The organism is Stenotrophomonas sp. 89682_Sma (assembly GCF_056481405.1).
The window spans coordinates 1492567-1517315 of record NZ_CM151147.1; the positions used below are offsets into that span (position 1 = coordinate 1492567).

The 24749-nt window shown below is 66.4% G+C and carries 19 protein-coding genes, 3 tRNA genes and 1 pseudogene; 11 read left to right on the forward strand and 12 right to left on the reverse strand.

Annotated features, from left to right (window positions below; genetic code table 11):
- The first annotated feature begins 5 nt into the window (after positions 1 to 5).
- Positions 6 to 494 carry a bacterioferritin gene (gene bfr, locus ACZK29_RS06875; RefSeq protein WP_065197871.1) on the forward strand — a complete coding sequence of 163 codons (489 nt, stop codon included), beginning with the start codon at positions 6 to 8 and terminating at the stop codon, positions 492 to 494.
- A gap of 302 nt (positions 495 to 796) precedes the next feature.
- Here bfr and parC read toward each other — a convergent pair whose 3' ends face one another.
- Both parC and ACZK29_RS06885 read right to left on the reverse strand, forming a co-directional pair.
- The gene (gene parC / locus ACZK29_RS06880; protein ID WP_459047485.1) at positions 797 to 3040 is read right to left on the reverse strand and encodes a DNA topoisomerase IV subunit A; all 2244 of its coding nucleotides are present in this window, start codon (positions 3038 to 3040) and stop codon (positions 797 to 799) included.
- Between the two features lie 59 nt (positions 3041 to 3099).
- Complete coding sequence (locus ACZK29_RS06885; RefSeq protein ID WP_181502596.1) at positions 3100 to 3981, reverse strand: helix-turn-helix domain-containing protein; 882 nt, start codon at positions 3979 to 3981, stop codon at positions 3100 to 3102.
- Positions 3982 to 4153: 172 nt separating this feature from the next.
- Between ACZK29_RS06885 and emrR the strand changes: the two genes are divergently transcribed.
- Genes emrR through emrB form a run of 4 tightly spaced genes read left to right on the forward strand, consistent with a single transcriptional unit; the run spans position 4154 to position 8874 of the window.
- Positions 4154 to 4597, forward strand: coding sequence for a multidrug efflux system transcriptional regulator EmrR (gene emrR / locus ACZK29_RS06890; protein ID WP_005408766.1), 444 nt, complete (start codon positions 4154 to 4156; stop codon positions 4595 to 4597).
- Positions 4594 to 6087, forward strand: coding sequence for a multidrug efflux transporter outer membrane subunit EmrC (emrC, locus tag ACZK29_RS06895; protein ID WP_111204193.1), 1494 nt, complete (start codon positions 4594 to 4596; stop codon positions 6085 to 6087). Before emrR ends, emrC begins: the two co-directional genes overlap by 4 nt.
- An 11-nt stretch (positions 6088 to 6098) precedes the next feature.
- The gene (emrA, locus tag ACZK29_RS06900) at positions 6099 to 7280 is read left to right on the forward strand and encodes a multidrug efflux MFS transporter periplasmic adaptor subunit EmrA (protein ID WP_049451302.1); all 1182 of its coding nucleotides are present in this window, start codon (positions 6099 to 6101) and stop codon (positions 7278 to 7280) included.
- Positions 7281 to 7287: 7 nt separating this feature from the next.
- A complete protein-coding gene (gene emrB / locus ACZK29_RS06905; protein ID WP_478446832.1) occupies positions 7288 to 8874 on the forward strand; it encodes a multidrug efflux MFS transporter permease subunit EmrB in 1587 nt (528 codons plus the stop codon).
- Between the two features lie 77 nt (positions 8875 to 8951).
- Here emrB and ACZK29_RS06910 read toward each other — a convergent pair whose 3' ends face one another.
- The 3 genes from ACZK29_RS06910 to ACZK29_RS06920 form a co-directional block, all read right to left on the reverse strand.
- Positions 8952 to 9614: a hypothetical protein gene (locus tag ACZK29_RS06910; protein ID WP_143565622.1), complete on the reverse strand. Its 663-nt coding sequence runs from the start codon at positions 9612 to 9614 to the stop codon at positions 8952 to 8954.
- Positions 9615 to 9773: 159 nt separating this feature from the next.
- Positions 9774 to 9858 (reverse strand) — tRNA-Leu (locus ACZK29_RS06915).
- A 50-nt stretch (positions 9859 to 9908) separates the two neighbouring features.
- Positions 9909 to 10808, reverse strand: coding sequence for a LysR family transcriptional regulator (locus tag ACZK29_RS06920; RefSeq protein WP_478446833.1), 900 nt, complete (start codon positions 10806 to 10808; stop codon positions 9909 to 9911).
- Positions 10809 to 10907: 99 nt separating this feature from the next.
- Here ACZK29_RS06920 and ACZK29_RS06925 point away from each other — a divergent pair, with 99 nt between their 5' ends.
- A complete protein-coding gene (locus ACZK29_RS06925) occupies positions 10908 to 11654 on the forward strand; it encodes a sulfite exporter TauE/SafE family protein (protein WP_443028555.1) in 747 nt (248 codons plus the stop codon).
- Between the two features lie 49 nt (positions 11655 to 11703).
- On the opposite strand, the gene ACZK29_RS06930 is transcribed toward ACZK29_RS06925, so the two are convergent.
- From ACZK29_RS06930 to ACZK29_RS06945, 4 genes are all read right to left on the reverse strand, one after another.
- Positions 11704 to 11788: transfer RNA gene (locus ACZK29_RS06930), tRNA-Leu, on the reverse strand.
- Between the two features lie 67 nt (positions 11789 to 11855).
- Positions 11856 to 12896, reverse strand: coding sequence for a protein NO VEIN domain-containing protein (locus ACZK29_RS06935; RefSeq protein ID WP_478446834.1), 1041 nt, complete (start codon positions 12894 to 12896; stop codon positions 11856 to 11858).
- A gap of 5 nt (positions 12897 to 12901) precedes the next feature.
- A complete protein-coding gene (locus ACZK29_RS06940) occupies positions 12902 to 13252 on the reverse strand; it encodes a nucleotide pyrophosphohydrolase (RefSeq protein ID WP_478446835.1) in 351 nt (116 codons plus the stop codon).
- A 152-nt stretch (positions 13253 to 13404) separates the two neighbouring features.
- Positions 13405 to 13489: transfer RNA gene (locus ACZK29_RS06945), tRNA-Leu, on the reverse strand.
- Between the two features lie 359 nt (positions 13490 to 13848).
- Between ACZK29_RS06945 and rnr the strand changes: the two are divergent.
- The 3 genes and pseudogenes from rnr to rlmB all read left to right on the forward strand — a co-directional run.
- Positions 13849 to 16077 (forward strand): annotated as a pseudogene (gene rnr, locus ACZK29_RS06950) (ribonuclease R); the annotation flags it as partial.
- Positions 16078 to 16197: 120 nt separating this feature from the next.
- The gene (locus tag ACZK29_RS06955; protein ID WP_459047489.1) at positions 16198 to 16692 is read left to right on the forward strand and encodes a GFA family protein; all 495 of its coding nucleotides are present in this window, start codon (positions 16198 to 16200) and stop codon (positions 16690 to 16692) included.
- A gap of 93 nt (positions 16693 to 16785) precedes the next feature.
- Positions 16786 to 17529, forward strand: a complete 744-nt coding sequence (rlmB, locus tag ACZK29_RS06960; protein WP_005408775.1) for a 23S rRNA (guanosine(2251)-2'-O)-methyltransferase RlmB — start codon at positions 16786 to 16788, stop codon at positions 17527 to 17529.
- A gap of 136 nt (positions 17530 to 17665) precedes the next feature.
- On the opposite strand, the gene ACZK29_RS06965 is transcribed toward rlmB, so the two are convergent.
- The 3 genes from ACZK29_RS06965 to ACZK29_RS06975 are packed head-to-tail and all read right to left on the reverse strand — an operon-like array spanning position 17666 to position 22301.
- Positions 17666 to 19105 carry a TolC family protein gene (locus ACZK29_RS06965; protein ID WP_111204185.1) on the reverse strand — a complete coding sequence of 480 codons (1440 nt, stop codon included), beginning with the start codon at positions 19103 to 19105 and terminating at the stop codon, positions 17666 to 17668.
- Positions 19102 to 21060, reverse strand: a complete 1959-nt coding sequence (locus ACZK29_RS06970; protein WP_478446836.1) for a MacB family efflux pump subunit — start codon at positions 21058 to 21060, stop codon at positions 19102 to 19104. The genes ACZK29_RS06965 and ACZK29_RS06970 overlap by 4 nt, the downstream gene beginning before the upstream one ends.
- Entirely contained in the window at positions 21057 to 22301 is a 1245-nt protein-coding gene (locus ACZK29_RS06975) for an efflux RND transporter periplasmic adaptor subunit (protein ID WP_459047491.1), read from the reverse strand. Before ACZK29_RS06975 ends, ACZK29_RS06970 begins: the two co-directional genes overlap by 4 nt.
- 204 nt (positions 22302 to 22505) lie before the next feature.
- On the opposite strand from ACZK29_RS06975, the gene ACZK29_RS06980 reads away from it, so the two are divergent.
- A complete protein-coding gene (locus ACZK29_RS06980; protein ID WP_005408779.1) occupies positions 22506 to 23234 on the forward strand; it encodes a response regulator in 729 nt (242 codons plus the stop codon).
- Positions 23235 to 23240: 6 nt separating this feature from the next.
- The gene (locus ACZK29_RS06985) at positions 23241 to 24650 is read left to right on the forward strand and encodes an ATP-binding protein (protein ID WP_049428723.1); all 1410 of its coding nucleotides are present in this window, start codon (positions 23241 to 23243) and stop codon (positions 24648 to 24650) included.
- Positions 24651 to 24749 lie beyond the last annotated feature (99 nt).

Here is a 24749-nt window from a genome sequence, read left to right on the forward strand (position 1 = left end):
CCCCCATGAAAGGCAACCCGGACGTCATCGCCTGCCTGAAGGAACTGCTGCGCGGCGAGCTCGCTGCCCGCGACCAGTACTTCATCCATTCCCGCCGCTACGAGGACCAGGGCCTGTTCGCGCTGTACGAACGCCTGAACCACGAGATGGAAGAGGAAACCCAGCACGCCGATGCGCTGCTGCGCCGGATCCTGTTCCTGGGCGGCGACCCGGACATGCGCCCGCATGCCACCGAGCCCGGCAGGACAGTGGAGGAGATGCTGCAGAAGGATCTCGATACTGAATACGCCGTTCGGAACAATCTGGCCGCCGGCATGAAGCTGTGCGAGGAGAAGGGCGACTACGTGAGCCGCGACATCCTGCTGGCGCAGCTGAAGGACACCGAGGAAGACCACGCCTGGTGGCTGGAGCAGCAGCTGGGCCTGATCAAGCGCATCGGCCTGGAGCTGTACCAGCTGAGCAAGATCGACGGCAGCGGCGCCCCGGCGCACTGAGCCGGCACCGCGCTTCGGTAGAGCCGACCGCTGGTCGGCTGCTTTCCGGTAGAGCAGCCGACTAGCAGTCGGCTCTACCAGGAGCAAAAGAGCAGCCGACTGACAGTCGGCTCTACCAGAAGCACAGCGTTCTGTCGCCCGCCAGCACCGGAGCATCGCCAGCCAGCCTTCGCCCGCCAGCTGCTCCACCGCCCGCCAGCCGACAACGAAAAAGCCGGGGATTGCCCCGGCTTTTTCGTGTCTGATCCCCGGCAAGGCGTGTCAACCAAGGTTGACACGCACCAGGGGCCGGGCCCCAGCCCTCATTCCACCGACAACCCTTCCACCTTCTGCCAGCCGCGCGGCAGCAGGTGGCCGCGGGTGGCGCGGGCGCCGAGGTAGGCGTCGAGCTCGTTGAACTTCAGCCCCATCGTGCGCTGGCCACTGCGCACCTGCAGGGTCTGCCCCGGGCTGATCGCCACGATGGCGACCACGCGTTCGGTGGCGAGCTTGGCCTTCGGGATCTCGATGATCTTGTTGCCCTTGCCCTTGTCCAGTTCCGGCAGGTCGTTGGCGGCGATCGCCAGCAGGTTGCCCGAGCTGGTCACCGCCACGATGCGGTCGGTGGCCACGTTGGCGAGCACCGACGGAGTGAGCACCGACGAGCCGGACGACAGGTTCAGCATCGCCTTGCCGGCCTTGTTGCGGCCGATCAGGTTCTCGAAGCGGGTGACGAAGCCATAGCCATGACTGGAGGCCAGCACGAAGCGGGCATCCGGCTCGGCACTGGCCAGGGTCACGAAGCTGGTGCCCGGTGCCGGCGAGAAGCGGCCGGTCAGCGGTTCACCGTTGCCGCGCGCCGAAGGCAGGGTGTGCACCGGCGTCGAGTAGGCGCGGCCCTCGCTGTCGAGGAACGCGACCTGCTGGGTGCTGCGCGCACGCACCGCGCCCTGCAGGGCGTCGCCGTCGCGGTAGGAGAGGGCGGACGCATCGACGTCGTGGCCCTTGGCGGCACGGATCCAGCCCTTCTCCGACAGCACCACGGTCATCGGCTCGCTCGGCACCAGCTCGGTCTCGTCGATGGCCTGCGCGGCCTGGCGCTGCACCAGCGGCGAACGGCGCGCGTCGCCGAACTTCCTGGCGTCGGCGGTCAGTTCGTCGCGGATCAGCTTCTTCAGCTTGGCCTTGCTGTCGAGGATGCCGAGGATCTTCTCGCGCTCCTTGGCCAGCTCGTCCTGCTCGCCACGGATCTTCATCTCTTCCAGGCGGGCCAGCTGCTTCAGCTTGGTTTCCAGGATGTACTCGGCCTGTTCCTCGGACAGGCCGAAGCGCGCGATCAGCGCCGCCTTCGGTTCGTCCTCGGTACGGATGATGTGGATCACCTCGTCCAGGTTGAGGAAGGCGACCAGCAGGCCTTCCAGCAGGTGCAGGCGGCGCTCGACCTTCTGCAGCCGGTGCTGCAGGCGGCGGGTGACGGTGTTGCTGCGGAAGGTCAGCCATTCGCTGAGCAGCATCTTCAGGTTCTTCACCTGCGGACGGCCGTCCAGCCCGATCACGTTGAGGTTGACGCGGTAGCTGCGCTCCAGGTCCGTGGTGGCGAACAGGTGGCCCATCAGCTGCTCGGCGTCGACGCGGTTGGAGCGCGGCACCAGCACCACGCGCACCGGGTTGGCGTGGTCTGACTCATCGCGGATGTCTTCCAGCCACGGCAGCTTCTTGGCGCGCATCTGCGCGGCGATCTGCTCGATCACCTTCGACGGCGACACCTGGAACGGCAGCGCCGTCACCACGATGTTGTTGGCTTCCTTGGTGAAGGTCGCACGCGCACGCACGCTGCCGTTGCCGGTCTCGTAGATGTTCCGCAGATCGTTGGCGGCGGTGATGATCTCGGCGCTGGACGGGTAGTCCGGGCCCTGCACGTGCTCGCACAGGTCGCGCACGGTCGCATCGGGGTTGTCCAGCAGGTGCAGCAGCGCGCTGACGATCTCGTTGAGATTGTGCGGCGGTACGTCGGTGGCCATGCCCACGGCGATGCCGGTGGTGCCGTTCAGCAGCAGGTGCGGCAGCCGCGCTGGCATCCAGGTCGGTTCCTGCAGGGTGCCGTCGAAGTTCGGTGCCCAGTCGGTGGTGCCCTGGCCCAGTTCGCCCAGCAGCACTTCGGCGATCGGGGTCAGCTTGGATTCGGTGTAACGCATCGCCGCGAACGACTTCGGGTCATCGCTGGAGCCGAAGTTGCCCTGGCCCTCGATCAGCGGGTAGCGGTACGAGAACGGCTGCGCCATCAGCACCAGCGCCTCGTAGCACGCGCTGTCGCCGTGCGGGTGGTACTTACCGATGACGTCACCGACGGTGCGCGCGGACTTCTTCGGCTTGGACGCGGCATTCAGGCCCAGCTCGCTCATCGAATAGATGATGCGGCGCTGCACCGGCTTCAGGCCGTCGCCGATGAACGGCAGGGCGCGGTCCAGGACCACGTACATCGAGTAGTCGAGGTAGGCGCGTTCGGCGTACTCGCGCAGCGGCAGTTGTTCGAATCCGTGGAACACGGGGCGGGCAAGTTCGGTCATGCGGCGTTGTTACCTATGTCGGGAGGCGGCGACGGCGGTCGCCGCTCGCAATCCTGTGATTATCCGGATGCGGCGGGGGATGCCAAGCCACGTGCAGGGTCCAGCCCGGTTTCGAGGCCATGCCCGGCCCGCGCCAGATAGCGCCCCGGTGGCAGCCCGAAGTGGCGGCGGAACACGGTGACGAAGGCACTGGCGCTGCTGAAGCCCAGCGCGTGGGCGATGTCAGCCACGCTGCGGCCGTCGGTGAGCTGGCGCAGGGCCTCGGCCAGGCGGGCCTGTTGCCGCCACTGGGCGAAGCTGAGCGTGGTCTCATCGCGGAAGTGGCGGGTCAGGCTGCGCGGCGACAGACCGGCCCAGTGCGCCCATTCGGCCAGGCTGCGCTCGTCGGACGGGTCGGCCAGCAGCTGCGAGGCGATCTTCAACAGGCGCCGGTCGTGCGGCATCGGCAGGTGCATGCGCTGGCGCGGCGCGGTACGGATCTCGTCCAGCAGCACGTCGATGATGTGCTGGCGCTCGGGCGTGGTGTCGTAGCCCAACGGCCATTCGCAGATGCGGTCGGCCAGCGCCTGCGCCAGCTTGGACAGGCCCAGCACGCAGGGATCGGCGGGCAGGGGGGCGCAGGCCGGTGCGGCCAGTGCCATGCCCCAGCCCCGCAGCGGACCGTCCAGGGTCACCGTATGCGGCTCCAGCGGCGGCATCCAGCCGGCCGAGCCCGGCGCCAGCGACCACGTCCCGTGCGAGGTGCGGGTGGTCAGCAGGCCGCGTTCGACGCAGATCAACTGGGCGCGCTGGTGGTGGTGCCAGTCCACTTCCCGGACCAGGCCGAGGGGGCTGTCGAAGCGGAACGCGACCACCGGCGGGCCGTCGTTGCGCTCGAACCAGTCCAGTGCGTCGTCGCGCAGCAGGCGTTTCGGAGGGGGGATTTCTGCCTTGTTCATCATATCCGCTGGCTGAAATGTGTCATCCATTGGCTTAATTGTACTACCGGGCCAGCTGAGCAGACCATTAAGGTGTGCGCCGTCACTGATCCAGTCCACTGCTGCAACACAGCATTCGATGCCAGATCGAATATTTCCATTGAGAAATATTTTTTTTGGAAGAGAATGCTCCCCCATGATCTGTCCTGCAACCACTCCCCCCAGCTTCGGCCTGCTGCTGCGCCAGGTGCGCGACGGCCTGGTCCGGCAACTCGACGCGTCCATGGCTGAAGAAGATCTGGGTATCGGCTTCACCCATTACATCGGGTTGAAGGTGCTTTCCCATATGGCGCCGTGCACCGCCAACGAACTGGCCCAGGCCATCGACCAGGTGCCCAGCGCGGTCACCCGCCTGCTGGACAAGCTCGAGGCACTGGGCTGCGTCCGCCGCGAACCGCATGCACAGGACCGGCGTGCGCTGCAGATCGTGCTGACCGATGAAGGCCGCGCGCTGTGGGCGCGGCTGAAGCTGCGCGGCGACGCGGTGATGGATTACGCGCTGCGTGATCTTTCCGCCGACGAGCGCACGCTGCTGCTGTCCCTCCTTACCCGAATCCGCGATTCCCTGACGACCCCATGAACCCGATCCCGCATTCCACTCTCCGCCGGTCCGGGCGCGCGCTGCTGGTGTCAGCGCTGGCCCTGGCCCTGGCCGCCTGCGCCAGCAGCCGTGGCCTCAACCCGCAGGGCCACGTGCTCGATGTGGACAGCCTGCACAGCGAACGCACCCTGGCCGACACCGACCTGAGCGCCACCGGCTTCCCGGCGCAGGACTGGTGGAAGGCACTGGGCGACGCGCAGCTGGACGCGCTGGTTGCCGAAGGCCTTGCCGGTCATCCGAGCCTGGATGCCGCCGACGCGCGCCTGCGCCAGGCCCAGGCCCAGGTCGGCACTGCGCGTGCCGATGAGCTGCCCAGCCTGTCGGTGTCCGGTGGCTACACCGGCTTGCGCCTGCCCGAGTCGATGGTCGGCAGCGAGATGGGTGGCCGCTATGGCGGCAGCAGCCAGGTCGCCTTCGACTTCAGCTATGGCGTGGACCTGTGGGGCGGCAAGCGTGCCGCCTGGGAAGCCGCCGTGGATGGCGCGCATGCGGCCACCGTCGAGGCCCAGGCTGCACGCCTGAACCTGTCCACCGGCATCACCCAGGCCTATGCCGACCTGGCCTACGCGTGGCAGCTCAACGACGTGGCCGAGGAAGAGCTGGCCCGTTCGCAGAAGTCGCTGCAGCTGACCCGCCAGCGCCGCAGCGCCGGTATCGACAGCGACCTGCAGGTGCGCCAGGCCGAAGCCCGCGTGCCGGCCGCGCAGCAGCAGGTGCAGGCTGCGCAGCAGCGCATCGATGCCGCCCGCACCGCACTGGCGGCACTGGTCGGCAAGGGCCCGGACCGTGGCCTGTCGATCCAGCGCCCGCAGCCGTTGAACCCGATGGCGCTGCAGCTGCCGGGCGTGCTGCCCAGCGAACTGCTTGGCCGTCGCCCCGACATCGTCGCCGCACGCTGGCGCGTGGAAGCGGCCGACAAGCAGATCAAGGTCGCCAGGACCAAGTTCTACCCGAGCTTCAACCTGACCGCGCTGGCCGGCGTGGTCGCCCCGAACGTGGGCGACCTGCTGAAGAGCAGCTCCACCTTCGCCTACATCGGCCCGGCGCTGAGCCTGCCGATCTTCGAAGGCGGCAAGCTGCGTGCCAACCTGGCCAACACCGATGCGCAGTACGACCTGGCGGTGGCCAACTACAACCAGGCTGTGCTCGACGCGCTGCGTGACGTGGCCGACCAGGTCAACGCGGTGCGCTCGCTGGCCCAGCAGGCGCAGTCGCAGCAGCAGGCGGTGGATACCGCACGCTCGGCCTTCGACCTGGCCCAGCAGCGTTACCGCGCCGGCATCGGCAGCTACCTGGACGTGCTGACCGCGCAGTCCACCCTGTTGCAGTCGCAGCAGCAGCTGGCCGGCCTGCAGTCGCAGCAGGTGCAGTCCTCGGTGCGCCTGAGCAAGGCGCTGGGCGGTGGTTTCCAGCCCGCTGACGCCGACCTCGCACCGATCGCCTCCCATTCCAATTCCTCGCATTCCTGAAGACGCCCGCCATGAGCCAGACCCAAGACACCGCGGCACCGGCCGCCCCCAACCGCCGCGGCAACCTGCTGCGCGGCCTGTTCGTGATCGTCGTGCTGCTGCTTGCCGCACTGGCGCTGTGGTACTTCATGTTCGGCCGCTGGTTCGAAGAGACCGACGACGCCTACGTACAGGGCAACCAGGTGCAGATCACCCCGCTGGTGGCCGGTACCGTGGTCGCCATCAACGCCGATGACGGCATGCGCGTGGAGCGCGGCCAGCTGCTGGTGCAGCTGGACCCGTCCGACACCGCGGTGGCACTGCAGCAGGCCGAAGCCAACCTGGCCAAGACCGTGCGCCAGACCCGTGGCCTGTACCGCAGCGTGGAAGGTGCGCAGGCGGACTTGAACGCGCGCCAGGTGACCCTGAAGCGCGTGCGTGATGACTTCGCCCGCCGCAAGGACCTGGCCGCCACCGGCGCCATCTCCAACGAAGAGCTGGCCCACGCCCGCGACGAGCTGGCTGCTGCCGAAGCGGCCGTGGCCGGTTCGCGCGAGACCGTCGAGCGCAACCGCGCACTGGTCGACGACACCGTAATTGCCACCCAGCCGGACGTGCAGGCGGCGGCCGCGCAGCTGCGCCAGGCCTTCCTCAACAACGCCCGGGCCGGCATCGTCGCGCCGGTCACCGGCTACGTCGCCCGTCGTTCGGTGCAGGTCGGCCAGCGCGTGCAGCCGGGCAATGCGCTGATGGCGGTAGTGCCGACCGAGCAGATGTGGGTCGAGGCCAACTTCAAGGAAACCCAGCTGCGCCACATGCGCCTGGGCCAGGAGGTGGAGCTGAAGTCGGACCTGTATGCCGGTGACGTGAAGTACAAGGGCCGCATCCAGAGCCTGGGCCTGGGCACCGGTTCGGCGTTCTCGCTGCTGCCGGCGCAGAACGCCAGCGGCAACTGGATCAAGATCGTGCAGCGCGTGCCGGTGCGCATCGCCATCGATGCCAAGCAGCTGGCCGAACACCCGCTGCGCATCGGCCTGTCGATGAAGGCTGAAGTGAGCCTGCGCGACCAGAAGGGTGAAGTGCTGCCGAGCACCCCGGCCAAGGGCACGGTGTTCGACACTGACGTGTATGCCAAGCAGCTGCATGATGCCGACGAGGTGATCCACACGATCATCCAGGGCAACCTGCCGCAGCAGCAGGCAAAGGTGGGCTGAGGTCGCCATGTCCGCACAAGCTCCAGCCGCGCCCGGCGCTCCGGGCGCACCGGCGGCGCCGGGTGCGGCCTCCGGGTTCCTGCCGCCCAGCGTCGCCCTGTGTACTGTTGGCCTGGCGATGGCGTCGTTCATGCAGGTGCTCGACACCACCATCGCCAACGTCTCGCTGCCGACCATCGCCGGCAACCTCGGCGCCAGTTCGCAGCAGGCGACCTGGGTCATCACCTCGTTCGCGGTCAGCACGGCCATCGCGCTGCCGCTGACCGGCTGGCTCAGCCGCCGTTTCGGCGAACGCAAGCTGTTCGTCTGGGCGACCCTGGCCTTCGTCATCACCTCGCTGTTGTGCGGCCTTGCGCAGAGCATGGGCATGCTGGTGGTGTCGCGTGCGCTGCAGGGTTTCGTGGCCGGTCCGATGTACCCGATCACACAGTCGCTGCTGGTCTCGATCTATCCGCGCGAGAAACGCGGGCAGGCATTGGCGCTGCTGGCGATGATCACGGTGGTGGCGCCGATCTGCGGCCCGATCCTCGGTGGCTGGATCACCGACAACTACAGCTGGGAATGGATCTTCCTGATCAACGTGCCGTTGGGCATCTTCGCCGCGCTGGTGGTGGGCAACCAGTTGAAGGGGCGCCCGGAACAGATCGAGAAGCCGAAGATGGACTACGTCGGCCTGATCACGCTGGTGATTGGTGTCGGCGCGCTGCAGCTGGTGCTCGACCTGGGCAACGACGAGGACTGGTTCTCGTCGATGAAGATCGTGGTGCTGGCCTGCGTGGCGGTGGTAACGCTGACCGTGTTCCTGATCTGGGAACTGACCGACAAGGATCCGATCGTCGACCTGAAGCTGTTCCGGCACCGCAACTTCCGCGCCGGCACGCTGGCGATGGTGGTGGCCTATGCGGCGTTCTTCAGCGTGGCCCTGCTGATTCCGCAGTGGCTGCAGCGTGACATGGGCTATACCGCGATCTGGGCAGGCCTGGCGACCGCACCGATCGGCATCCTGCCGGTGATCATGACCCCGTTCGTGGGCAAGTACGCCTCGCGCTTCGACATGCGGATGCTGGCTACGATTGCATTCATCGTGTTGTCGATGACCAGCTTCCTGCGTTCGGGTTTCAATCTGCAGGTGGACTACATCCACGTGGCCGGCGTGCAGTTGATCATGGGTATTGGTGTCGCGCTGTTCTTCATGCCGGTGCTGCAGATCCTGCTGTCGGACCTGGATGGGCGCGAGATCGCGGCGGGCTCCGGCCTGGCCACCTTCCTGCGTACGCTGGGCGGCAGCTTTGCGGCGTCGCTGACGACGTGGCTGTGGGCGCGGCGCACCCAGGTGCACCATGCCGACCTGACCGAGCATATCTCGGCCTATCAGCCGGGCATGCAGGACCAGGTTGCCGCGATGGGGCAGGGCGACCTTCAACACGGTGCAGCGGTACTGAACAACATGATCAACCACCAGGCATCGCAGATGGGCTTCAACGACATCTTCTTCCTGCTGGGCTGGATCTTCCTGGCGATCATCACCTTCCTGTGGCTGGCCAAGCCGCCGTTTGGTGCGGGCGCGGGTGCGGCCGCCGGTGGTGGACACTGATTGATTGTTGTTGCTGAAAAAACGAAAACCCGCCGTAAGGCGGGTTTTTTGTTTGCAGCCCCACTGTTGGTGGACGACTACGGAGTTGGCTCAGATTCAGCGGCTCGCTTCAGCATCGCTGCGGCCCTATCGAGTTTGGAGGTGAAATCGATAAGGGCTGCACTGAGCAGGAATGCACCCAGCAGCGAGAACGCGACGGCGTAAGGGAAATGATTCCACTGCTCCCAGAGCCCATATTCGACCCCTTTTTGGTAAATGGGGGTTGATGCCGCGGACAGGCCGACAATAACTGCGGTAAGGCCGTGACGTCGCATCGCCAGTGACGACTCCAGTACGTACTGCTCTGCGCGCAGCCTCAAATCGGACGGGGCGAACGGGCGGAGAGCAAGCAAAACGCTTTCGGCATGCAGTCCGCGGCGATCAATTGCGGCATGCATGGATTGAGAGCCATTGAAGAACGCAACGATGGCTGTCGCTGCGGTGGCTACCACCCACAACAGTCCTAACACAAGGATCAGGATCGCAATTCCCCACGCCATAAGGCGCAGATCCGGATGTGGTGCCAAGCCCCATGCAACGGCGACCGCAAGCAAAATTACCAGGAAGACCGCATAGACTGACAGTACCACGCGATCAAAGGTACTCAGAAAGGTCTTCTGACCGCTGTTGAACAGGATCTTGAAAAGTTCTTTCGAGGGCGGGAGAGGCTGTGATGGTGGCGAAGTCGACTGTTCAGGCATCGTCATCTGCTCATGGGCAAGGCGCACAAGAATGAGGGCAGCGAGTCTCAGGGGACGAGACCATCATCCGAAGTTGCCGAATCGTCACTCGTCCGTTTGGAGGAGCCAAACCCCGGAAACGAAAAAACCCGCTTTCGCGGGTTTGATCATCTTGAGTCGTGGTGCCCAGGAGAGGACTCGAACCTCCACGGTTTTACCCGCTAGTACCTGAAACTAGTGCGTCTACCAATTCCGCCACCTGGGCGACTCAGGAGATGAATTGTGCGGGACGGCAGAGAGTGTGTCAACAACATTTCACACTTTTTTCTGCGGCCGTACGCCCAGGTGATGAAGCAGGCTGCGCATCGCTGGTGAGAGCTGCGCCCACTCGGCGAAACAGGCGCACAGGCGGCGCTGTGCCCACGCATCTGCAAGCGGAACTGCAACAGTACGGGTATTGCGTCGATGCTGGCGGGCGATGGTACGCGGCACGATGCCGACACCAATGCCGTGGCCGACCATGATGCACACGCCCTCGAACGTCTTCATGCGGATGCGCACGTCCAGGCGTCGCCCGATGTCGCGTGCCTGGTCTTCGATGTAGGCCTGCAGTGCATTGCCGTCGGCCAGCGCGACGAAGGTCTCGCCGGCAACATCGGCGAAGGCCACGCTGCGCCGCGATGCGAAGCGGTGTTCCGCGGGCAGCAGCATCACCAGTGGATCTTCGGCGACCACGTGCTGCTGCAGGCCGGCAGCGTCGACCGCATCACTGATGATGCCGGCTTCGGCCTGGCCAGCGTTGATCGCACGCACGACTTCGGGGCTGGTGCGCTCCAGCAGTTCCACGTGCAGGCGCGGGCGTTCGGCCAGCCACGGTGCCAGCCGCGAAGGCAGGTAGTTGGTCAGTGCTGCGGTGTTGGCATACAGATGCAGTGTGCCGCGCGCGCCGTGCGCGAACGCCTGCAGTTCACCGCGCAACTGCGCCTGCTGCTGCAGGATCAATCGTGCATGGTGGGCGAGGGCGGCGCCGGCTTCGGTCAGGCTGACGCCGCGGGGGTGCCGGTTCAACAACGCGGTGCCGGCATCGGCTTCGATCATGCGCAGGCGTTCGCTGGCCGACGCCAGTGCCAGGTTTGCCTGCGCTGCGCCGGCCGTGATGCTGCCCGCCTCGGCAATCGCCAGGAACAGGCGCAGGTCGGCGATATCCATCCGCATGTGATGCCCTCATCGCAACGGCTGCGCCTTCGGATCAGCCGAAGGCAAGGCCGGAAACACCGCATTGTGCGCCGAGCGGCCGGCCGATCCAATGAAGGCATGAATGAATCAATGTACTTCTACGTGCTGCTGGTGGCGGTGTTCGTGCTGGCCGGTGTGGTCAAGGGTGTGACTGGCATGGGGTTGCCGACGGTGGCGATGGGGCTGCTGGGCAGCACGCTGTCGCCGGTGGCGGCAGCGTCGATGCTGTTCATTCCCACTTTCGTCACCAATGCGTGGCAGCTGTTGTCCGGGCCGTCACTGGACCGTATCGTGCGGCGCCTGTGGCCGATGATGCTGGCCGTGGTGGTGGTGACGCTGGGCTCGGCGGCGCTGCTGGTGCGGGTCGATCGCACTTGGTCGCGCGTTGCGCTGGGCGTGGCATTGGTGGTCTATGCCGCCTATGCGTTGCTTGCGCCGGTGTTCCGCGTGCAGCAGCGGCGCGAGCGTTGGCTGGGGCCGCTGGTGGGTGCGTTGTCGGGCGTGGTGACCGGCGCCACCGGCGTGTTCGTGATGCCGGCGGTGCCGTACCTGCAGTCGCTGGGGTTGCAGCGCGAGGAGCTGGTGCAGGCGCTGGGGCTGGCGTTCACGGTGTCAACGGTTTCGCTGACCGCCGGCCTGGTGCTGCACGGCGCATTCGGCATCCAGCAGCTGGGGCTGAGTGCGCTGGCGGTGCTGCCGGCATTGCTGGGCATGTGGCTGGGGCAGGTGATCCGGCAGCGCATCAGTGCGCGGGTGTTCCGGGGCTGCTTCCTGGGTTTCCTGCTGCTGCTCGGGCTGGAACTGGTGCTGCGGCCGCTGCTCTGATGCCGGGCATGAAAAAACCCGCTCTCGCGGGTTTTTCTCATTCTCGACGTGGTGCCCAGGAGAGGACTCGAACCTCCACGGTTTTACCCGCTAGTACCTGAAACTAGTGCGTCTACCAATTCCGCCACCTGGGCGTCGAGGAGCGAGATTATGGGGTGTTGTTACGGGGGTGTCAACACCTTCTGGGTGAAATCTCCTGTCTCAGTTTTCGGTGAGCTTGACCAGGTAGGCGGTCGGGGTGAACTGGCCATGGAACGTGGCCCAGGGGTCGGTGATGATCTGCAGCCTGGGATTGGCGTTGCAGCTTCCAACCAGGTACAGATGGTAGTTCTGGCACAGTCTCTCTGCAGCGCGGCGCTCGTTCTCTGTGATTTCAAAGCTCAGGAAGAACTGTCCGGTGGTTGATTTGACTTCGACAGCGATCTGCTGGCCAGTCCGGTCCACGTATTCAATGTCCCATCCGGGGAAGAGGCCCTCATTTGCTATCCAGCGGAGCGTCTGCCGCTCAGTCGCCGATAGCGTCGCTTGAAGATGAGTGAGGACGGCCTTTTCTCCTGCGTCTCCAATGGCCTTGGCATTTCTGGAAAATCTACGCGAGGCCTGTGCTCCAGGCTGTTCGTCGGTTTCGCGTCGCACGGTCGTCCTCAGAAGGTCTGTCACTATTGGGAGTGCACCCTTTGCAGCGACCGGAGCGCTGTCGATCGCTATGGGCTTCGACTGCTGTGGACGGCCAATCAGTTTCAGTGCCCAGTTGTCGATGCTTCCGAAAGTCGCAATTGCGTGCTTTGCTCGCACCATGTCCGTGATCGGACTTGCGCCGCGAGGCGGATATGACCAGTAGGTTCCATCGGAGGAAAGACTCTTTCCCAATTCTTGTGGGGTGAGTGCGAGTTCTACCGGCTCTTCCAGGAAGTAGGGGATGAAGTCTGGGGAATCCCAGAGCGCGCTGGAGAAAAGCTGCTGGTCGGTAGTCGCTATCTGGAAGACCTTCGCCGCGCGAAGGTAGCCGCCTCCTTCCTTGATGCGCATGTAGAACAGGCAAATGTCGCCAGCCTTCATGGCAAGGGCGTTCTTCTTGTTCCTGTCGTTGTTGGGAAAGCCCCAGGCGAACAAAGGGGACTCGGGTGGTAGCGGGTCATGAGGCAGGGCAGCCCTGCGTTGAGCGCTTACCGGAGATGTAAGGGTCTTCGGGTAGTTCTCTTGGGATTTAGAATCCGAAGCGGGAATGATCCAGACGGCCATCGCGATCAGTACTCCGTGTACTTCTTCGATGAGCCGAAGACCAGGCTTGCCGGGTACTTGAGGGCATTGACCTCGATCTTTCGGTGTATGGCGGATTCCAGATCTACGCCAGCGAGGTCGGACAGCCTTAACAGGTAGAGCGCAATGTCCGCGAGCTCTTCGGCAACTTTTGCCTGAAGGTCGACGTTCATGGGGATCTGCGAGGCTTCTTCCGGTGTGAGCCACTGAAGTAGCTCGAGCAGTTCGCCAGTTTCGCATGCCAGCGCCATGGCGAGATTCTTCGGGTTGTGGAACTTGTTCCAGTCCCTTTCGTCCGCGAACGCCTGCAGTTGTGATTGGATTGCTTGGATGTCCATAGATCCGTGTCGTATTCGGCCTGTTGCATCGTAATGCACGGGCGAGCACGGCTGGGACGGACGGTGATGTGATGCTTGGCTTTGGGAGTTGGCCTGCGTGAGATCAGGCTGCAGGCAAAAAAAATCCCCGCCGAAGCGAGGAGTTTTTTCGTTGGTGCCCAGGAGAGGACTCGAACCTCCACGGTTTTACCCGCTAGTACCTGAAACTAGTGCGTCTACCAATTCCGCCACCTGGGCGTTCCAGAGACGCCATTGTGAAGATGAATCCGCAGGCTGTCAACGACTTCCTGAATATTTTTCACGCAAGGCCTTCAAGACGGCCACTGACCCGTTCTGCACGCCGTCAACGGCTACCATGTAGGGCGATGACTACCAAAAAACCAAGCAAGGGCGGGAGCACCTCCCGCAGCCAGGCCCCGAAGAAGGGCGCCAAGGCGGGCACGGCCCGCGCCACCAAGCCGGGCAAGCCGTTGCCGGGCTGGTTCCCTGAATTGAATGAAGGCGGCGCACCGCCGCGTGGCCGCAAGGTCCGCAGCAGCGACGCACCGGGCCCGGCCCCGGGCCGCAAGTTGCCGCCGACCGGCAAGGTGATCGACGATCCCTATGCCGCCCGCGAAGCAGAGAAGTACGAACAGCCCATCGCCAGCCGCGAAGCCATCCTGGCCCTGCTGGAGCGTTGCGAAGGGCCGCAGACGGCAGAGGAACTGGGCGCACGCCTGGGCCTGACCGCCCCGGACCGTGCCGAAGCACTGTCGCGCCGGCTCGGCGCCATGGTCCGCGACGGCCAGCTGGTGCAGAACCGCCGCGGCGGCTTCGCCCCGATCCAGACCCTGAACCTGGTCACCGGCGTGGTGATCGCCAACCCGGAGGGGTTCGGCTTCCTGCGCCCGGTCGAGGGCGGCGACGACCTGTTCCTGCCGCCGTATGAAATGCGCAAGGTCATGCACGGCGACAAGGTGCTGGCCCGCGTGACCGGCATCGACCACCGTGGCCGCCGCGAAGGCAGCATCGCCCGCGTGCTGGAGCGCGGCATGACCCGTCTGATCGGTCGCTTCAGCGTCGAGATGGGCATCAACTACGTGGTGCCCGACGACAAGCGCGTGCAGCGCAACGTGCAGGTGCCGCCGGACCAGACCGGTGGTGCGCGCGACGGCCAGCTGGTGGTCTGCGAACTGACCCAGGCGCCGGACAGCCGTCGCCCGCCGATCGGCCGCATCATCGCCGTGCTCGGCGACAAGCTGACCGCCTCGCTGGTGGTGGAGACCGCCATCCACGGCCATGAACTGCCGTTCGAGTTCCCGCAGGAAGTGCTGGACGAAGCCGCCTCGGTGCCGCTGGTGGTCGAGCCGGCGATGATCGGCGACCGCGTGGACCTGCGCAGCATGCCGCTGGTCACCATCGACGGTGAAGATGCCAAGGACTTCGACGACGCGGTGTACTGCGAGCCGAACGCCGATGGCTTCCGGCTGGTGGTGGCGATTGCCGATGTCTCCAACTACGTCCGGCCCGGCACGCCACTGGACGAAGAGGCGCAGAAGCGTGCCACCTCGGTGTACTTCCCGGGCTTCGTGGTGCCGATGCTGCCGGAGACGCTCTCCAACGGCATCTGTTCGCTGATGCCGAAGGTCGACCGCATGTGCTTCGTCTGCGACATGCAGATCGACCGCGACGGCCTGGTCACGCATTCGCGCTTCTACGAGGCGGTGATGAACTCGCATGCGCGCCTGACCTACACCCAGGTGTGGAAGGCGGTGGGCGAGGACGATGCCGATACCAAGGCCTGGATGGGCGACCTGCTGCCGCAGGTGCAGCGCCTGCACCAGCTGTACAAGGTGCTGTCCAAGGCACGCGCCAAGCGCGGTGCCATCGAGTTCGAAAGCAGCGAAGTGCGCTTCGTGCTGGACAACCGCGGTGAAGTCACCCAGGCCGGCATGCTGGTGCGCAACGACGCGCACAAGCTGATCGAGGAATGCATGATCGCGGCCAACGTCGAGGCGGCGAAGTACCTGCTGTCGCGCCACGTGCCAGCCCCGTACCGCATCCACGAGAAGCCGCCGGAAACCAAGTACGCCGACCTGCTGGAATTCCTCAAGGAGTTCAAGCTGAGCCTGCCGCCGTGGTCGAAGGTGCGCCCGGGTGACTACACCAAGCTGCTGAAGAAGATCCGCGACCGCCCCGATGCCACGCTGCTGGAATCGGTGCTGCTGCGCAGCCAGAGCCTGGCCATCTACAGCCCGGAGAATCACGGCCACTTCGGCTTGGCGCTGGAGGCATACGCGCACTTCACCTCGCCGATCCGCCGCTACCCCGACCTGCTGGTGCATCGCGCGATCAAGCACGCACTGTCCGGCAAGCCGCTGGACAAGTTCACCTACAACGCCCGCGAGATGGCCGCGCTGGCACTGCAGTGTTCCGAACGCGAGCGACGTGCCGACGAGGCAGAGCGCGAGGTGGACGAGCGCTACCGCGCCGCGTGGATGGAAAAGCATGTGGGCGGCCAGTTCGACGGCGTGATCAGCGGCGTGACCAGCTTCGGCCTGTTCGTGGAACTGGACGAGTCGAAGGTGCAGGGCCTGGTGCACGTTACCCAGCTGCCGCAGGACTATTACAAGTTCGACGCCACCCGCAAGACGCTGACCGGCGAACGCCGCGGCAGCAGCTACCGGCTGGGCGACCGCGTGCGGATCCTGGTGCTTAAGGCCAGCATGGAAGAGCGCAAGATCGACTTCCGCCTGGTGGAACACAAGGGCGAGGACGAAGGCGATGGCCTGCCGCCGCTGCCCGAGCGTGGCAAGCCGGCCAAGCGCACCAAGAAGCAATATTGAATGGTGTGCCGACCAGCGGTCGGCACCTACCTCAGCTGGTGGGTGCCAACCTTGGTTGGCACATCCCTCACCCGGTAGGTGCCAACCTTGGTTGGCACGCCGTTACGGAGGAAAGCAGCAATGCAGGGCCAACCCGAATACAGCGGCGGCTGCCAGTGTGGCGCGATCCGCTTCCAGGCGCGTGGCGCGCTCACCGACAGTTCGATCTGCCACTGCCGGATGTGCCAGAAAGCCTTCGGTGCCCACTACGCGCCGCTGGTCTCGGTGCGTGGCGTGCAGTTCAGCTGGACCCGCGGCCAGCCGCGCTATTTCCAGTCGTCCAACGTGGTGCGGCGCGGCTTCTGCGCCGACTGCGGCACACCGCTGACCTACGAGGCGCCGGACGGCGTGGCGGTGGCGGCCGGGGCCTTTGACGAACCCGAGCGCCTGCCGCCGACGATCCAGTACGGGGTCGAGCGCAAGCTGCCGTTTGTCGATACGCTGGCCGGCCTGCCGGCCCGTCGTACCGAGGAAGACATCGCTGCGCTGGAGTTCCTGGCCACCATCGTGTCCCATCAGCACCCGGACCACGACACGCCGCACTGGCCGCCGCGCAGCCGTTCAGCCGAAGGGTGAACGGCGGGTAGCGCTGGGCCGTGCCCGGCGAGCGCGAAGCGCGGCCGTCGCCGATGCTCTACCATAGCCACCCCCTTTCCGGTCCCCGCCCGCATGAGCAAGAACAGCCAGTGGATCGTCGGCGTCAACGCCGTCGCCTCCTCCATCGAGAACGACGCCGAGAACGTCCGCGAAGTGCTGGTCGAGGCCGGTGCGAAGAACCCGCGCCTGACCGAGATCGAGGAAAACGCCCGCCGCAAGGGCATCGACGTGCGCAAGGTGAACAGCCAGGCGCTGGACGGTGTCGGTGGTTCGGTGCGCCACCAGGGCGTGGCCGCGCGCTATGCCGCCGCCCGTACCTACAGCGAGAACGAGCTGGAAGGCCTGGTCACCGCAGCCGAGGGCAAGGCCCTGCTGCTGGTGCTGGACGAGGTGCAGGACCCGCACAACCTCGGCGCCTGCCTGCGCTCGGCCGCTGCGGCCGGTGCGACCGCCGTGATCATTCCCAAGGACAAGTCGGCCACGGTCAATGCCACCGTGCGCAAGACCTCGGCCGGTGCCGCCGATCTGATCCCGGTGGTGGCGGTGACCAACCTGTCGCGCTGCCTGAAGGACCTGCAGAAGCAGGGCGTCTGGATCTATGGCCTGGCCGGTGAAGCCACCGCCTCGCTGTACCAGCTGGACCTGAAGGGCAATATCGCCCTTGTGCTGGGCGGTGAAGCCGACGGCCTGCGTCGCCTGACCCGCGAGAACTGCGATGGCCTGGTCAAGATTCCGATGCCGGGCGAGATCGAGAGCCTGAACGTCTCCGTCGCCGCCGGCGTCAGCCTGTTCGAGGCCGTGCGCCAGCGCGGTTGATCGGCCCGCGCGATGTGATCGGGGTCAGATCCCTTTCCCCTTGGGAAAAGGGACCTGACCCCTTTTTCATGTGCCGTGTCGACCAAGGTCGACACCCACCGGGTAGTCGCCAACCTGGGTTGGCGCCCTTGCCGCCTCACCCCGCGCTGCCGCCCAGTGCCTTGAACAGGGTCACGTCGTTGTTCAGCTGCCCCTGGCGCACGCGCGCCAGCGACAGCTCGGCATCGCGCCGGGTCTGCTGCGCTTCCAGCCAGGTGCGCAGGTCGGTGGCACCCACGCGGTAACGCACTTCCTGCGCGCGCTCCACTTCCACCGCTTCGTCGTACGACGCCTGCGAGGCCGCCACCTGGCGCGCCAGCTGCTCGCGTGCCGACAGCGCGTTGTCCACTTCCGAGAGCGCGGTGTACAGCGTCTTGCGGAAATTGGTCGCGGCGATCTGATAGCTGGTGCCGGCGATGTCGGTATCCAGCTGCGCGCGCTGCAGGTTGAGGAACGGCAGCGACAGGCCGGCGCCCAGCGTGGCCACCGGGTTGCGCAGCACGTCACCCAGCGATGTTGCACTGGAGCCGAGGCTGCCGGTCAGGCTCAGCGCCGGGTAGTACTGGGTGGCGGTCACCTTGATGGTCTTCAGGCTGTTGCGCAGGCGCAGTTCGGCCGCGCGCAGGTCGGGACGGCGGCCGAGCAGGTCGGCCGGCAGGCCTTCATTGATCCCCGGGCTGCGTGCGCCCAGCAGGTCCTGCGGTTCGTCCTGCTGCGGCCAGGGCGTGCCGTCCAGCAGCACGGTCAGTGCATTGCGCACCTCCACCCGCTGCTGTTCCAGCGCGCTCTGCGAGGAACGCTGCGACTGCAGGTTCTGCAGCGCCTGGCGCACTTCCAGGCGCGATACCGCACCGGCGTCGAAGCGGGCCTGCACCAGGTCGCGGGTGCGCTCCAGCCGCTCCAGGTTGGCCTGGCCGGTGGCGATGGACTGGTTGAGATACGCCAGGTTCCAGTACTGGGTGATGGTGTCGCCGATCACCAGCAGCGCGGTGTTCTGCCGGTCTTCCTCGCTGGCCTCGGCTTCCCAGCGGGCGATGTCGCGCTGGGTGCGCAGGCGGCCCCACAGATCGACCTCCCAGCCCAGCGAAACGCCGGTGGAATAGCTGCGGCGCCAGTCATCAGCCTGGTCAGTGGCGCGGCTGGCGCTGCCACTGACGCCGGACGACGAAGGCTGCGGCCACAGCGCGTTGCTGGCCAGGCCAGCCTGCAGGCGTGAGCGTTGCACGGCCAGGCCGGCGGCAGCGAGGTCGCTGTTGGCGGCCAGCGCCTGCGCCACCAGACGGTCCAGCCGCTCATCGCCGAAACCGGTCCACCATGTGTCCTGGCGGATGTCACGGCCCGGTGTGTCCAAGCTGCTGCGCGGGTCGTCGGCCGGTGCATTGAGCGCGGCATCGCCGCGCCCGTAGGTGGCTGCCACATCGGGGTCGTGTACTGGGTAGCGGCCTATCGACGCACAACCGGACAGCGCGAGCAGGACGGCGCCGGCCAGCAGCAGGCGCGAGGGAGCAGGGAAGGACAATCGGGTCATCATCTTCATTCGCGGGCCAGGGCCTCGACCGGGTCGAGCTGCGCGGCATTGCGCGCGGGCAGGAAGCCGAACGCCACGCCGATCAGGGTCGAACAGGCGAACGCGGCAACAATCGAGGCAGTGGAGAACAGCACCTGGAAGTCACTGGCAAAGCGGCCGATCATCGAGCCCAACAGCAAGGCCAGGCCGATGCCGAGCACGCCGCCGAGCAGACATACCAGCACCGCTTCGATCAGGAACTGCTGGCGGATATCGCTCTGCCGCGCGCCCACGGCCATGCGCACGCCGATCTCGCGGGTACGCTCGGTCACCGATACCAGCATGATGTTCATCACACCGATGCCGCCGACCAGCAGCGCGATGGCGGCAATGGCGCCGATCAGCAGGGTCATCGTGCGCGTGGTCTGTTCGATGGTCTGGCGGATTTCGGCGCTGTTGCTGAGGAAGAAATCCTCGGTGCCGTGGCGCAGGGTCAGCAGGCGGGTGATTGCTTCCTGCGCCGCATCCATCGGCGTGCTGTCATCCACGCGCACGGTGATGCTGGAGACGTGGCTCTGGCCGAGCATGCGCGACATCACCGTGGTATACGGCACCCACACGCTGAGACTGGTGCTGCCGCCGAAACCGAAACTCTGGCGCTTGGCCACGCCGACCACGCGCGCCGGCACATTGCCGAGCAGAATCACCTGGCCGACCGGGTCGACATCGGGGAAGAACTGGGTCTGGGTGTTCTCGTCGATCACCGCCACCTGGCCGAGGCCCTTCACTGCGTCACTGTCGAAGAAGCTGCCACTGAGCAGGGTCACGCCCTTGACCCGGAAGAACTGTTCGCCGACACCGCTGACCTGCGCGGTGGACGACTGGTTGCGGTAGCGCGCGGTGACCGAAGTCGACACGCTCGGGGTGGCGCTGTCCACGTAGCTCTGCTTGGCCAGGGCGTCGGCATCGCTGGCCTTGAGCGTCTGCACGCGTGCCGAGCGCATGTCGCCGAAGCCGCGGCCCGGATAGACGTCGATGGTGTTGGTGCCGAGCGCGCTGATGTTCTGCAGGATCTGCTGCTGCGAGCCATTGCCCAGCGCCACCACCGAGACCACCGAGGCGATGCCGATGATGATGCCGAGCATGGTCAGGAAGGTACGCAGCCGATGTGCGTTCATTGCCAGCAGTGCCATGCGGAACGCTTCGGTGAAGCGGTCGCGGGCCGCCCGCCAGCTGTTGCCGCGGGCGACGCCGGTGCTGGCCTCGCGCTGCGCACGGTAGGTCGGTGCGTTCGGGTTGGCGCGGTCGGCGATGATCTCGCCGTCGCGGATCTCGATGATGCGCTGTGCGTGTTCGGCCACGCTCATGTCGTGGGTGACGATGATGATGGTGTGGCCTTCGGCGTGCAGCTCGCCGAGGATCGCCATCACTTCCTCGCCGGATTTCGTGTCGAGCGCGCCGGTGGGTTCGTCGGCCAGGATCACCTCGCCGCCGTTCATCAGGGCACGTGCAATCGACACGCGCTGCTGCTGGCCACCGGACAGCTGGCCCGGCTTGTGGTGCATGCGGTCAGCCAGGCCCAGCCGCTGCAGCAGCTGCTCGGCCCGCGCGTTGCGCACCGGGCCAGGGCTGCCGGCATACACCGCGGGGACTTCCACGTTGCCACGCGCGTCCAGGTCTCCCAGCAGGTGGTAGCGCTGGAAGATGAAGCCGAAATGTTCGCGGCGCAGTTCGGCCAGTTCGTCCGGCTCCATCCGGCCTGTTTCGCGGCCAGCCACCTGGTAGCTGCCGCGGGTAGGGCGGTCGAGGCAGCCGAGGATGTTCATCAGCGTCGACTTGCCCGAGCCGGACTGGCCGACGATCGCCACTATCTCGCCGGCGTGGATATCCAGGTTGACGTCGCGCAGTACGGCGATGACGTCATCGCCCGCCGGGAATTCGCGTCGCAGGTCGCGCAGGCGCAGCAGCGGCGCCGTCGTGCTCATCGGCGCGGACCCATGCCCGGGCCGCCGACCCGCATCTGCATGCCGCCACGGTTCCCGCTACCGGCACCGGCCGCAGCCGCATTGGCCTCGCCGACCACCACGCGCTCGCCTTCCTTCAGCCCGGACAGGATTTCGGCCGAGGCGCCGTTGTTGATGCCGACCGTCACCTTGCGCGGCTGCGGCTGGCCCTTGTCGTCCAGTACCCGCACCATGCGCTCATTGCCACGGCGCTTCGGCCCCAGCGCCACCGCCGGCACCATCAGCACGTTCTTGGCCTGCCTGAGCAGTACCGAGACCTGGGCGGTCATGTCGATGCGCAGCGTGCCGTCCGGGTTTTCCACGTCGAACAGTGCGTTGTAGTAGACCGCGCTGCTGGAACTGGAACTGGACGAGCTGCTGGAACTGGAGGCGTTCTCGTTGGCGATCGAGGCCGGTGCCGGATTGATCTGGCGCAGGGTGGCGTGGTACTTGCGGTCCGGGTCGCCCAGCGTGGTGAAGTACACCGGCATGCCGGCCTTGATCTTGACCACGTCGGCCTCGGAGATCTCGGCGTTGACCGTGACCACGTCCAGCCGAGCCAGCATCACGATGGTGGGCGCGGTCTGGTTGGCGTTCACGGTGCGGCCTTCCTCGGCCACCACCGCCACCACGGTGCCATCCATCGGCGCGGTAATGCGGGTGTAGGCCAGGTTGGCGCGGGCGGTGCCCAGTTCGGTCTGGCGGCCCTTGATCTGCGCCTCGTAGGACTGCAACTGGGCGCGGGCGGTCTTCAGCTGGGCCTCGGCGGCATCATATTCCTGGCGCGAAGTGGCTTCGGCGGCCAGCATCTGCTGCTGGCGCGCGAACTCCAGTTCGGCCTGGCGCAGGGTGGCCTGCTGCACGGCACGCTGGGCGGTGACCTGGTCCAGCGAGGCCTGCGCGTTGAGCACCTGGTTCTGCTGGGTGGTGGCGTCGATCTCGGCGATCAGGTCGCCTTCCTTCACTGTGTCGCCCAGCTGCACCTTCAGCGACTTGATCTGGCCGGAGGCCTGCGCGCCGACGCTGACCAGCTTGTAGGCGTCGATCACGCCGGTGGCATCCACGGTCTGTTCGATGTCGCCGCGGCTGACCGGGGTGGTCGCCACGGCCGGGGCGGCGGGCTTGCGCAGCAGCCACCAGGCGGCCACGGCAACGATCAGGGCAAGCAGGGCGATCAGTATCAGGCGACCCCGGCGGGTCGCGGGCAACAGGCGGAACGTCACGTCGTGGCTTCACTCTCGGGGCCGCGGTGGCGGCGTTGGTGGGCATTGTGAAGACCGGGCGATGGACGGCTCAATCCTCGGGGTATGTCTCTATGTAACACTGTCGGTGAATACGCGTAACCAGAGGTATCCCGCCCGCGGCTGGATACACTGGTACGCATTGCCCCGGATGCGGTTCAGCTGCCGACACGGGATGATCGCGACATGGAGACTGAAAACACGATGCATCGACTGCTGATCGTCGACGACGACAACGACATCCGCACCCTGCTGGCCGAGCAGCTCGGCCGTGCCGGTTACCAGGTGAGCACCGCCGCCGATGGCACCGCCATGCGCCAGCTGCTGGACCGCGAGCACGTGGACCTGATCGTGCTCGACCTCAACCTGCCGCGCGAGGATGGCCTGACCCTGTGCCGCGACCTGCGTGCGCGCTCGAACACGCCGGTGATCATGCTGACCGCGCGTGCCGAGCCGATCGACCGCGTGCTGGGCCTGGAAATGGGCGCCGACGATTACCTTGCCAAGCCGTTCGAACCGCGCGAGCTGCTGGCGCGCATCCGCAACGTGCTGCGCCGGACCGAGGCGCTGCCGGCCAACCTGGAGCCGCTGGCGGTGCGCCGTGCGCGCTTCTCGCGCTGGGTGTTCGATCTGGAGCATCGCCACCTGGTGGACCCGGATGATCGCGTGGTGGTGCTGTCCGGCGCCGAGTTCCGCCTGCTGCGGGTGTTCATCGCCCATGCCAACAAGGTGTTGTCGCGCGAGCAGCTGGTCGCGCTCAGCAGTGGCCGCAACTATGAGGCGCAGGACCGCGCGATCGACCTGCAGGTCAGCCGCCTGCGCAACAAGCTGGGCGATGATGGTGGCCCGGATGGCCTGATCAAGACCGTGCGCAACGAAGGCTACGTACTGGCCTCCTCGGTGAACCTGGAATAGGCCGCCATGAAGCGCCTGCGCCATTTCCTGTCCTCGATGGTCGGGCGGTTGTTCGTCATCCTGCTGCTGGGCATGAGCGTGGCTGCGATCGGCGCGACCATGCTGGCTACCTCCAAACGCCAGCAGGAGTTCGAGCGGCAGAACCTGAACCGCATTGCCGACCGCCTGCAGGGCTACGTCAACCTGCTCGATGGCAATCCCGAACTGCGTGAGCGCCTGCTTGAGGTCGGTGGGCCCAGCGTGCGTGCGCTGCAGCCTGGCGCGCGCCTGGGGCGGGCGGATACCGCACTGATGGAAGTCCTGGATGACCGGCCCGGCCCGGTGTCGCGCGCGCACGTGCACTTCACTTCGTTCCGTTCCTGCATTCCCAAGCTGCAGGATCTGCTGCCGCCACCGCCGCCGGGGCACCGGCGGCATCCGCGTGAGCGTGATCCGGCCTTCATTCCGCCCAAGTGCCGCGCGGTCGACGTGACGCTCAACGACGGTACGCTGCTGAAGCTGGCGCTGGATTCGCCGGCGGTGGCCCACAACGGCATTCTGGCCGTGGACCCGTGGTTCCTGACCTTGCTGGTGCTGGCCATCGCCGTGCTGGCCTACATCGTCGCGCGCATGGCCAGCGCGCCGCTGCAGGAGCTGGCGGCCGCCGCCGAGGATCTCGGTGACGATCTGCAGCGCGATCCACTGCCATTGCGCGGCCCGCGCGAGGTGCAGCGCGCCGCCGAGGCCTTCAATGCCATGCAGCACCGCCTGCAGCGGCACCTGGCCGAACGCACGCAGATGCTGGCGGCGATTACCCACGACCTGCAGACCCCGTTGACCCGCCTGCGCCTGCGCCTGGAGAACGTCAGCGACGAGGTGCTGCGCGAACGCCTGATCGGCGATCTGGCGGCGATGCAGGCACTGGTGCGCGAAGGCCTGGAGCTGGCCCGCAGCGCCGAGAGCGCCGAGCAGCGCGCCGCGCTGGATCTGGATTCGTTGCTGGAAAGCATCGTGGAAGACGCCGCCGAGGGCGGTGCCGACGTGGTCTTCGAAGGTGGCACCGGTGCGGTGCTGATGCTGCGCCCGCTGGCCATGCACCGGCTGTTCTCCAACCTGGTGGACAACGCCGTGATGTATGCCCACCGCGTGCGCGTGCGGGTGGAGCGCAGCGGCGGCGCGATCACGGCGATGGTGTCCGACGATGGCCCGGGCCTGGCCGAGGATCAGCTGGAAGCCGTGTTCGATCCGTTCGTGCGGGTGGAGACCTCGCGTTCGCGCGAAACCGGCGGCGCCGGTCTGGGCCTGACCATCGCGCGCGCCCTGGCCGAGAAGGATGGCGCGCGGCTGTGGCTGCGCAACCGCGCCGAAGGCGGGCTGGAGGCGGTAGTGCAGTGGCCGGCCAGTGCACAGGTGGTGCCGCCAGGCCGGGCCGGCTGAGCCTGCCGGCCGCACGGTGATGACGCCGGGGCCAGGGTTTGGCCTATCATCTGCGCATCTCCCCAGTTTCTCCCCGATGAGTCAGCCTGTTCCTGCCGG